Origin of the sequence: Macrococcus psychrotolerans, assembly GCF_038095555.1 — a bacterium.
In the GTDB taxonomy this organism is placed as follows: Bacteria; Bacillota; Bacilli; order Staphylococcales; family Staphylococcaceae; genus Macrococcoides; species Macrococcoides psychrotolerans.
Genome location: NZ_CP124591.1, coordinates 488,191 through 499,346, shown reverse-complemented (window position 1 = coordinate 499,346; position 11,156 = coordinate 488,191). Strand labels below are relative to the sequence as shown.

Annotated in this window: 13 protein-coding genes; 6 read left to right on the top strand and 7 right to left on the bottom strand. The window is 36.6% G+C overall.

Features of this window, described 5'->3' with window-relative positions; all coding sequences use genetic code 11:
* Positions 1 to 110: 110 nt before the first annotated feature.
* The 5 genes from queC to QA539_RS02595 all read left to right on the top strand — a co-directional run bounded on the left by queC (position 111) and on the right by QA539_RS02595 (position 2,967).
* Positions 111 to 776 (top strand): 7-cyano-7-deazaguanine synthase QueC, encoded by a 666-nt coding sequence (queC, locus tag QA539_RS02615; RefSeq protein ID WP_086038221.1) that lies wholly within the window; start codon positions 111 to 113, stop codon positions 774 to 776.
* Positions 776 to 1,189, top strand: coding sequence for a 6-carboxytetrahydropterin synthase QueD (queD, locus tag QA539_RS02610; protein WP_086038220.1), 414 nt, complete (start codon positions 776 to 778; stop codon positions 1,187 to 1,189). Before queC ends, queD begins: the two co-directional genes overlap by 1 nt.
* A complete protein-coding gene (gene queE / locus QA539_RS02605; protein WP_419895587.1) occupies positions 1,186 to 1,899 on the top strand; it encodes a 7-carboxy-7-deazaguanine synthase QueE in 714 nt (237 codons plus the stop codon). The genes queD and queE overlap by 4 nt, the downstream gene beginning before the upstream one ends.
* A 68-nt stretch (positions 1,900 to 1,967) precedes the next feature.
* Positions 1,968 to 2,570 carry a hypothetical protein gene (locus QA539_RS02600; RefSeq protein ID WP_419895393.1) on the top strand — a complete coding sequence of 201 codons (603 nt, stop codon included), beginning with the start codon at positions 1,968 to 1,970 and terminating at the stop codon, positions 2,568 to 2,570.
* Positions 2,571 to 2,712: 142 nt separating this feature from the next.
* Complete coding sequence (locus tag QA539_RS02595) at positions 2,713 to 2,967, top strand: GlsB/YeaQ/YmgE family stress response membrane protein (protein WP_283721833.1); 255 nt, start codon at positions 2,713 to 2,715, stop codon at positions 2,965 to 2,967.
* A gap of 43 nt (positions 2,968 to 3,010) precedes the next feature.
* Here QA539_RS02595 and QA539_RS02590 read toward each other — a convergent pair whose 3' ends face one another.
* Entirely contained in the window at positions 3,011 to 3,736 is a 726-nt protein-coding gene (locus QA539_RS02590; protein ID WP_419895392.1) for a YwiC-like family protein, read from the bottom strand.
* Between the two features lie 129 nt (positions 3,737 to 3,865).
* A complete protein-coding gene (locus QA539_RS02585) occupies positions 3,866 to 4,702 on the bottom strand; it encodes an aldo/keto reductase (RefSeq protein ID WP_419895586.1) in 837 nt (278 codons plus the stop codon).
* Positions 4,703 to 4,824: 122 nt separating this feature from the next.
* On the opposite strand from QA539_RS02585, the gene QA539_RS02580 reads away from it, so the two are divergent.
* The gene (locus QA539_RS02580; protein WP_219494006.1) at positions 4,825 to 5,610 is read left to right on the top strand and encodes a TIGR00266 family protein; all 786 of its coding nucleotides are present in this window, start codon (positions 4,825 to 4,827) and stop codon (positions 5,608 to 5,610) included.
* 65 nt (positions 5,611 to 5,675) lie between these two features.
* Here QA539_RS02580 and QA539_RS02575 read toward each other — a convergent pair whose 3' ends face one another.
* The 5 genes from QA539_RS02575 to QA539_RS02555 all read right to left on the bottom strand — a co-directional run bounded on the left by QA539_RS02575 (position 5,676) and on the right by QA539_RS02555 (position 11,150).
* Positions 5,676 to 6,386 (bottom strand): pseudouridine synthase, encoded by a 711-nt coding sequence (locus tag QA539_RS02575; protein ID WP_413474157.1) that lies wholly within the window; start codon positions 6,384 to 6,386, stop codon positions 5,676 to 5,678.
* Positions 6,387 to 6,438: 52 nt separating this feature from the next.
* On the bottom strand, positions 6,439 to 6,738 hold the full coding sequence (locus tag QA539_RS02570) for a DUF3817 domain-containing protein (RefSeq protein WP_219494003.1): 300 nt from the start codon (positions 6,736 to 6,738) through the stop codon (positions 6,439 to 6,441).
* 1 nt (position 6,739) lies between these two features.
* Complete coding sequence (locus tag QA539_RS02565) at positions 6,740 to 8,077, bottom strand: hemolysin family protein (RefSeq protein WP_219494001.1); 1,338 nt, start codon at positions 8,075 to 8,077, stop codon at positions 6,740 to 6,742.
* A gap of 227 nt (positions 8,078 to 8,304) precedes the next feature.
* Entirely contained in the window at positions 8,305 to 9,087 is a 783-nt protein-coding gene (locus QA539_RS02560; RefSeq protein ID WP_219494000.1) for an alpha/beta fold hydrolase, read from the bottom strand.
* A gap of 173 nt (positions 9,088 to 9,260) precedes the next feature.
* Positions 9,261 to 11,150, bottom strand: a complete 1,890-nt coding sequence (locus QA539_RS02555; RefSeq protein WP_219493999.1) for a PTS fructose transporter subunit IIABC — start codon at positions 11,148 to 11,150, stop codon at positions 9,261 to 9,263.
* Positions 11,151 to 11,156: the final 6 nt, after the last annotated feature.

Below are 11,156 nucleotides of genomic sequence, written 5' to 3'. Positions count from 1 at the left end.
CTGTTATAATGAGTAGCGAATTCAATATAAGAGGTTCCTAGCGCACACCCTCTATAAAAAACTAGAACGACACCGCTAGGATTGGTGTCTTTTTTAATGGAGTGAATATAATGAAACAACTGAATTCTAACAAAGCGCTGGTCGTCTTTAGTGGCGGTCAGGATAGCACAACATGCATGTTCTATGCGATGCATCATTATGATGAGGTAGAACTTGTAACCTTTAACTATGGGCAACGTCATGCTCTTGAAATCGATATCGCAAAACAAATTGCAGAAGAACAGAATTTAAAACATCATGTCCTTGATATGTCTTTACTCTCACAGTTATCACCGAATGCATTGACGCACCACGACTTAACAATCGAAGAGGATGATATTCCAAATACATTCGTTCCTGCGCGTAACTTGCTGTTTATGAGCTTTGCGGCGGCACTTGCGTATCAGATTAATGCGAAGCATATCATTACTGGCGTATGCGAGACTGACTTCTCAGGGTACCCTGACTGCCGTGATAACTTTATTAAGTCGCTGAATGTCACGATTAACTTATCGATGGATCTAAACTTTGAAATTCATACACCATTAATGTGGCTTGATAAGAAAGAAACTTGGGCGCTTGCAGATACGTTAGGACAACTGGACTATGTTCGTAACAAAACATTAACATGCTATAACGGAATCCCTGCAGACGGCTGCGGGGAGTGCCCAAGCTGTAAACTGAGAAACAAAGGTCTTAACCAATACTTGCAAGAAAAAGAAAGCGGTGACTTATAATGATGCAGCAACTATATCCTCAAGTGAATCATAATTATGCATTTGAACTGAACAAAGATATTAACTTCTCTGCCGCACACTTTATTCCGAATGAGAAGGCAGGTGTATGCAGCCGTGTTCACGGACACACATACTTTGCGAATGTAACAATTGGTGGAAATGAACTAGATGAAATGGGATTTCTCGTTAATTTCAGAGATATAAAATCTATCATCAATGATACGTTTGACCATCGTTTAATGAATGATTTAGAAGCATTTCAAGGCACACCACCATCAACAGAAAGCGTTGCGAAGCTCATATTCGAAAAAATTGAAGCACATTTAGATACACTTTCACATGGACCAAAAGTGCTGCAAGTCTATTTACGTGAAACACCAACAAGCTACGTATTATATAGAGGTAAACGATAATGAAGATACCTGTACTAGAAATATTCGGTCCAACGATTCAAGGTGAAGGTGCAGTTATCGGGCGCAAGACGATGTTTGTCAGAACAGCAGGCTGTGACTCCAGCTGCGCTTGGTGTGACTCGAAGTTTACATGGGATGGTACGATGAAAGATGAAATTGAAATGTTATTACCCGAAACAATCTATGAACGTCTTCAGTCTATTGCACCTAATCAGTTTAATCATGTCACGATATCGGGTGGTAATCCTGCGCTGATAAAAAATTTAGCTGGATTTGTATCGTTATTACACGATAAAGGTATTGAAGTGGCGCTCGAAACACAAGGTACGAAATTCCAGAGCTGGATGACTGAAATCGATCAGTTGACGATTAGCCCGAAACCGCCAAGTTCAACGATGACACACGATTTAGACCAGCTGGACGCTGTGATTCGTGAGCTGAATTCAGATAAAGTAACATTAAAAGTGGTTATCTTTAATGATGACGATTATCATTTCAGCAAAATGATTCATAAACGCTACCCACATATTAAAATGTATTTACAAGTTGGTAATCCCTATCTTGATGATACTGTAGAAGACCATACTTCAAGACTACTTTCACATTACGAAACATTAATCGATAAAGTAATGCCGGACAGTGAAATGAATGATGTGTATATAACGCCACAACTGCACACATTGCTCTGGAGTAACAAAAAAGGTGTATAATAATCATTGTGTTTCATTTTATGTAAACGTTATAATTGAAACACGATTGAAATTTAAGGAGACACTTTATGAGTTACTTGCTGATAGGAAATTTATTAATGACGCTCTTCGTATTTCTGTTCTTTAACTTTAAAGAACAGAACATGACATATATTCATTTGAATATATCTACGATGATCGTAGTATTAACGAACTATCCATTACTTGGACATGCAAACTTTATTTCTAAAACATTCGTGCTTTTTATCGGTTCGATAAGTGTCATGCATCTATACTTACGCTATTATCATTCCGATAACTATAACATCTATATTCACTATAAATGGCTGCACTTATTATTAGCCTTACTCTTTAATATATCAATACCATTTATTATTATGCACAGTGACGAATCTGTTTATTTATCAAGTCCATATTTGAGCGTTTCATTTTTTATCATCGGTCTTATTATGTATCAGTTATCAGAAGTAAACGGTACAGTAAAGTGGTTTCAGTTTGAATATTTAAATATATACAAATATATTAACCATCCGAAACGTATCGGAGAATATTTATTTGCAATTAGTTTTATATTACTCGTAATGTTTATTCCATATAATTACGTCTATTTCATTTTAGGAATACTATACATCATTTATATTAAAAAAAGTTTACTGTTTAACAATCAATAAGCTTTTTTATGATTATATTAAAATTAATTTTAATAAAAATGTTTATCTCCTTTTTTACGTGGTATTTATGAATCATAAGCGAAACGCTTATAAACGTTTTTATAATATTCGTTTAAATTGTTTAATATAGGAGGAAATTATTATGGGCTTTATTTTAACAATTATTATGGGTGGTCTGATTGGTTGGATCGCAGGTATGATTATGGGTACTGATATTCCAGGCGGAAAAATCGGTAATATCATTGCCGGTCTTATCGGTGCATCTATCGGTGGTAACTTATTAGGAGAAATGGGACCAACAATTTGGGGCGTAAGTATTATCCCTGCATTAGTAGGTACAATCCTTTTAATTGCAATCGTATCAATTGTATTACAATTAATGCACAAACGTCGTTAATATACGGCAAACAGTAAGAGCAGCGAATTCGCTGCTCTTATTTTTATGTGATGATATTAAAAAATAAACCGATAAATATTGTAATAAACACCGCATTCGCAATTTCCAGCACCCCTATTTTAATGGGTTTAAGCTGCTTGCCGTATAATATTACTGCACGAATCAAACTCGGTAAAAATGCGATGAGTAACAGTGGATGAATAAAGCAGCCTACGATAACAAGTAAAACATGGTATACCCATGACATATTACGATAATGGATATTCTTCTTCTCACGAATCATCGTCTTCACGTAGAATACTGTTCCAATGAAGTACGCTACACTTAATCCGAATACATAAATCATCGGCCATTCAAATTGATGAGATTGAATATAGTATGTCAGCACGCCTGCAATCGAGAAAATCATAACTGCTGAGAAATCATTAACAATATGGCGTTCGTTACGTGCTTTTGCAAAGAAATAATTGATAATACCAAACGGTAGCATTGCTAAGAAAAACATCATAACTTTATATTCATAAATGATTGTCGGTATATAACAAATTGCAGCGATGAATAAAAACAATAATGCGCACTTTAAGTATCCGATTTGCTTCTTTCTCTGCTTCACATAAAACAGAAAATGATCTGCAAAGAAAAATGTCATAAACCATCCTGCAAAAAAGAGCAGCTGAAATATATTAAACTTTGTTGCAAACATTCCGAACAATACAGGCATAATAATCATTGCCCATGCGCCATGCTGATTTGGTTTTTTAAATTTCATACGCTCACCTCAAACTTATTGTACAACAAACATACATTTAATATATATGTTAAAAACCATTAATTGTGACGAACTCATGAAAAAGAGATGGTGCCATTGAACATCACCATCTCATCGTTTATTCAATATTTACTTCATATCCCCAATTTTAATCTTATCCGGATCTTTAAATTGACGTTCATTTCTATTTAAATTATTAATTGCTTCTATATCTTGTTCCATTAACTCAAAATGACAAACATCAATATTCTCTTTAATACGTTCTATGTTTGATGACTTAGGAATGACGATTCGGCCACTGTCGATATGCCATCTAATAATGACTTGTGCTACTGTTTTGTTATATTTTTCTGCGATACGCTTCAACGTTTCGTCTTCAAACAGTGCTCCGCCTCGCATTAATGGGCTCCACGCAGTAACTGCAATGCCTTTATCTTTACAGTACTGCTGCAGCGTATCTTGATTAAAAATCGGATGATACTCAATTTGGTTTACTGCAGGTACTACAGTTGTTTCTTGTAGTAACTTATTCAGATGATGTTCTTTGAAATTAGCGACCCCTAACGCTTTAATCTTCCCTTCGTGATACAGTTCTTCCATCGCTTTATAACTTTCAACGAATAATTCGTCTTCCGGACATGGCCAGTGAATCAAATAAAGATCTACATAATCCATATCTAATTTCTGAAGCGAATCATTGAATGCTTTCTTCGTTGATTCATAACCTTGATGATCATTCCACAGTTTCGTCGTAATAAACAGTTCTTCTCGTGGTATATTGCTTTCGTTCAATGCTTTACCGAGCGAGGCTTCATTAAAATAGAAGTGCGCCGTATCGAACGCACGGTACCCTGCATCTAGTGCGGCATTAACGACCTCTGACATTTCTTCATCCGAAATTTTGTACACACCGAGTCCAATTTGTGGCATAGTTACACCATTGTTTAACTGAATATGGTTCATAATTATCATCTCCTTTATTAAATCATACACTAAACAAGCTTTCTTACAAAATGAATATCATTATATTTTTAGACGCTTCAAATATTTAGTATAATAATGATAATCTTAATAAATGGAGGAAAATAATGAACAATCACGAAATAGACTACAAAATTTATGGCGATGATATGCAATATGTTGAAATTGAGCTTGATCCAAATGAAACAGTGATATCTGAAGCGGGCAGTATGATGATGATCAACCCAAATATTCATATGGAAACAATCTTTGGTGATGGTTCAACAAGCGGTGGCAATGGATTTATGGATAAATTATTTGCAGCAGGCCGTCGTACATTAACAGGTGAAAGTTTGTTTATGACAACATTTACAAACCGTGGAACAGGTAAAGACCATGTCTATTTCGCAGCACCATATCCAGGTAAAATCATTCCGATTGATTTATCTCAATTGGGAGGAGAATTTATTTGTCAGAAAGATGCTTTTCTAGCAGCTGCTAAAGGCGTACAAATTGGAATTGCACTTCAGAAACGTTTAGGTGTTGGCTTCTTCGGTGGAGAAGGATTCATCATGCAACGTTTATCAGGTGATGGTATGGCGTTTATCCATGCAGGAGGTGCCATTATGAAACGTGATCTACAACCTGGAGAAACTTTGCTCGTAGATACAGGCTGTTTAGTAGGTATGACAAAAGATGTAGCGTACGATATCGAGACAGTACCGGGACTTAAAACAAAACTTTTTGGGGGCGAAGGTATATTTTTAGCGCGATTACGTGGCCCAGGAAGTGTTTATGTGCAATCACTGCCATTCTCAAGATTCGCAAGTCGAATCTTTGCTGCAGCTCCTGTTACTGGTAAACAAAAGGGAGAAAGCGGTATCGGTGGACTATTTGATATGTTCAGTGATTAATGCGTAGAAGCGCCAAAACGATACTTTTTAATCGTTTTGGCGCTTCTTTTCTGATTTACTTATATTTAACGTTTTGGCACATACTTCAACGTCGAAAAAAGTTCATCCTTTTCACTTTCAGTTAAATCTTTCCATTCTCCAAGTTTTAAGTCATCCACCAATATATTCATCACGCGAATTCGACGCAATTGCTTCACTTCATATCCTAATGCTTCTGTCATACGTCTGATTTGTCGATTCAATCCTTGCGTTAATATAATTTTGAATGTCTTCGCATTTAATCTCTCAACTTCTGCAGGTAATGTCACAGTATCCAATATTGCCACACCTTCTGACATCTGTTTCACGAAATCATCAGTTATGGGTTTATCAACAGTTACGATATATTCCTTTTCATGTCGACCTTCCTTACGTAATATTTCGTTTACGATATCACCATCATTCGTGAGCAAGATTAAGCCTTCTGAATCTTTATCTAATCTACCGATATGAAATATACGTTCACTATGCCCCACAAAATCAACGATATTCCCTTTAATATGGCGCTCAGTTGTCGATGTAATACCACGAGGTTTATTCAGTTTAATATATACGTATCCTTTATCTGTGTTCAATGTCACAACTTTGTTATCAACTTCAACACTATCACCTTCTGTCACCTTACTGCCAAGTTCAGCTTTAACGCCATTAATCTTTATGCGTCCTGCTTCGATCCACTTATCAGCTCCACGACGTGAGCAAATGCCCGCTTCTGATAAATACTTATTAATTCTCATACAACCAGCAACCTTTCAAAGTAAAAGCGTCTGAGGCATTGCCTCACACGCTTCAATAATATTTTGAACGAATATAATAATGATCATACACAAATGTGCCAAATGGTATGAATGCTACAATAAGACCGATGACCGGCCACTTCATGGGCCATTTCGTACGAATCGTTATTAATATTAATGTAATTACATACACTGTGAATAAAAACCCATGAATTGAACCTATTATTGTTACAACTTCAGGCTTTCCAGCTGAATATTTAAGGGGCATTGCAATACCTAATAATAACAAGAGTGAGCCCCCTTCTAGGAAACCAAAGAATCTAAACACACTCTTCAAAGTACTACTTTCCATATTACGCTTCCTCTTCTTCGTCTGGATTATTTCTTGAAGCATTGAAGTCTTTATGCAACGCAACAGTGATAATCTGATGGTTCTCAGATTCTAATACAACCCATTTGTCATACTTAGTATCAATGTAATCATCTTTCTCAATATCGGGATTTTGCGATTGAATCCATCCCCCTATCGTATCAATATCGTCTGAATCTTCAAACTCTATACCAAACTTCTCGGTAATATCATCTAATAATACACGACCATTAATCTGATATGTATCGTCTCCAGTCTTAATAATATCATTCACTTCATCATCATCAAATTCATCACGAATCTCTCCGACAATCTCTTCCAATATATCTTCCATCGTAATAATCCCTGCTGTACCGCCGTATTCATCAATAACAAGTGCAATATGCACACGTTCACGCTGCATCTTAATTAAAGCATCACTAATGCGTGTCACTTCATGAATTAACGGCAGATCATGAATATGATCCTTAATACGTACAGGATTACCTGAAGCATATTTCGTTAGAAATTCTTTTACATTAATAAATCCAATAATATGATCTTTGTCGCCATCTTCAGTAATTGGATAACGTGTAAATTGATGTTCGTTAATCACTTCTAACAACTCATCAATATTGAATGGTTGTGTTAATGATACCATCTGCGTTCTCGGTACCATAATATCCTTTGCTAATCGCTCGTCAAAACTAAAGATGTTCTGCATATACGCAAGCTCTGTATGGTTGATTTCTCCACCTTGATAACTCTGGGTCATAATAATCTTCAGCTCTTCTTCACTCATCGCCTGTTCATGATCTGCAGGCTGGACACCAAAGATACGTAAGATTAAACGGGCCGTACCGTTCATAGCAAAGATCAATGGTTTCATAATAATACCAAAGAAATAAAGGGGTCTAGCAAATGCTAAAGTCATCCTCTCGGCATATTGGATAGCTAGAGACTTCGGTGCAAGTTCTCCGATAACTACGTGAATAAATGTAACGATAAAGAAACTTAAGAATATCGTTATTGGCTTACTCAAATCAGTTGGGATATGGAATAAATGTAGAACAGGATGAATTAATGCTTCGAATGTTGATTCACCAATCCAACCAAGCCCTAAAGCTGTTACTGTAATACCAAGCTGACATGCTGATAAATAATAATCTAGATGATGCACCATATGTTGTACAATCTTTGCAGCAGAATTACCTTCTGATACAAGCTGATCAATTCTTGAAGTTCTTACCTTAACTAAACTAAATTCTGATCCTACGAATAATGCAGTGAGTGCGATTAATAATGCGAATAATAATAAATTTGATATGGTCTGTATGTCCAATTAATTCCCTAATACTAGGGATTCACCTCCGAAATATGTTTGGTGACTACGCAAGTCACATTTGATTTTTGTTACAATTATTTCTTGATTTAAATTTGCTTTTATACAATTTATGACCTTCCCAACAGTAGTCACCTCCTCGGTAGATTACTCAATATTTTATCACAAATTTGTGTACATTAATATTACAGTGTATTTAAGTACACTGTAATATCTAAATTAAAGCTTTAAGCATTAGCGGAATGGATATTAATAAATGTCTTACTCAAATCATTAAAACGTTCTGGCTGATCGATATTACATACATGTCCAGAATCTTTAATCACTTCTAGGCTAAAGTTTCCATTTTCTTTCACTACCTTTTCAACTGGCGGGATAAACAAATAATCCTCTTCTCCCATAATAAACAATGTCGGTATGGTCTTCGTTGCGACTTGCAGATGACTTAGATAAGGATTGATTAGTTTCGTCAAACTAAACCATTTCACAAATTGCTTCTGACTCATCTTCTTTGCTTCGTTTATGAAAGCGAGACGTGATTCTTCATGAGCCTTCTTCGGCATAATAATCCATGCAAACAGTTTATATAGCAACATAAACGGAATAAGATTCTTTGTTAGTCGTCCAATCATCAGCAAGAATTTCGTACGAATATCAAGCGATATAATCGCACCTCCTAACACGAGTGATATCACTCGTTCAGGATATTTGTTCGCCACTGTTTGAGAAACGATTGTCCCCAAGCTCATTCCGATAATATGTGTCTTTTGGATACCAAGTTCATCCAGTACTTCGACAACTTCTGAGGCAAGTGTCTTAAATGAGTCCTCCTTCTTCCAGATTACTTCCGATGAACGTCCATGTCCGCGAAGATCTACGAGTAATATGTTAAAATCTTTTCTGAAGTATCGTATCTGTTTAAACCAAATCGTCGAGCTTCCCCCTGCACCATGAATAAATGTAATCCAAGGTGCGTCTTTATCTTTTATATATGTTTTATAATATAGCATCCATATCATCCGTTCTTTTATTTCACAATTAATAAGTAATGATATTATACCCCATTTATTATATATTACGCAGTAAATAATGAGAAAAGATTTATAATATGTCAATCTATTGAAAATATTTATAAAAAACCTGCCGAACTTTTATTTTAGTACGGCAGGTTATAATTTATACTTTATTTCACTTCTAGTTCTTCTGGGTGTTTCTTAATCAAACCGTAAATGACTGCTGATACGACAACACCAATGAATAATGCAAGTAAGAACATCGGCCAGTGTGCTTTATCAAGTCCAATTACGAATATACCACCATGTGGTGCTGGGACACGGCAACCGAATGCCATTGCAAGTGCTCCAGCTGTTGCACTTCCTGCAATCATTGATGGGATGACACGTAATGGGTCTGCTGCTGCAAACGGAATTGCACCTTCAGTAATAAATGATGCTCCCATTACGATATTTGAAACGATTGATCCACGTTGTGTCTTTGTATACTTTTTCTTAAATAAAATCATTGATAGCGCTATTGCTAATGGTGGAACCATTCCACCTATCATCGCAGCAGTAATCGGTGCATAGTTCCCCGCTTCAATTGCTGCAAACCCAAATGCGTATGATGCCTTATTGAACGGTCCACCCATATCAATGGCCATCATACCACCTAATACTAAGCCCAGCAATACGATATTTGTTCCATCCATACTATTTAAGGTATCTGCCATTAATTTATTTAACCAGCTCGCTGGTGGGTTGATAATGTAGTACATAATTAATCCCGTGCTTGTTACACCAAGCAGTGGATATAATAGCGTCGGTTTTAATCCATCTAATGCTTGTGGCATACCACTTAACATTTTCTTAATCGCTTCTACTAAATAACCTGCTAAGAATCCGGCAATCAGTCCACCAAGGAAGCCTGAACCTCCCATAACAGCTAACATACCACCAACCATACCTGGTGCCAATCCAGGACGGTCTGCAATACTCATTGCGATGAAACCTGCTAATATCGGAACCATTAAAGCGAATGCAGACTTATTCCCAATCGCCCATAATGCTTCTGCAAACGGATGGTAATCTGATTTGGTTGGATCGAACGATGTAATCCCAAACATAAATGCAATGGCCATTAATATACCACCTGCAACAACGAAAGGTAGCATATTAGATACACCGCTCATCAAGTGTTTATAAAATCCTTTACGCTCTCCACCTGAATTCGTAGTGCCTTTATCATCCTTTGCAGTATATGCTGGTCTTGATGTATCTAAAGCCATATTAATCAGCTCTTCAGGACGCTTAATGCCATCTGCTACTGGTACTGTCACAACATTCTTACCATGGAAACGATTTGTTTCAACATTCACATCTGCTGCAACGATAATACCTTTTGCTTTTTTAATTTCTTCCTCTGTTAATCTGTTTTTAATGCCTCCTGAACCATTTGTCTCAACTTTAATCGGCACACCCATCTTAACAGCTTGATTCTTCAGTGCATCTGCTGCCATATACGTATGTGCGATTCCTGTAGGACATGCGGTAACAGCTAGCACGAGATTATCATCATCCTCATCTCCAGTAGGTGCTAAAACGACTTCTTCATCTTTTTCAATTTCATCGTGTAAGTTGATTGTTTCAATAACTTCTTCTTTTGTCTTTGCGTGTAATAATTCAGTTCTAACATCTTCATTCATTAATATCCCTGATAACTTCGCTAAAGCTTCAAGATGCGTCTGTGCACCTCCTGCAGGTGCTGCAATCATAAAGAATAAGCGCGCTGGTTGCCCATCAAGTGAATCGTAATCGATGCCATCTACCGCTTTACCAAATGCTATGGCTGGTTTCTTAACCGCATCATTTTTCGCGTGGGGAATTGCAATCCCTTCACCAACACCTGTAGTACTCTGTGCTTCACGTGCATGTATCGCTTCTTTAAATGATGCTTTGTCTGATAAAATACCAGCAGCTGATAATGTATCGACTAACTCATCGATCACACCGTCTTTCGTTGTCGCTTGTAAATCCATTGCCATCGTGTCAAATGTAAGCAAATCAGTGATTCTCATTATTTT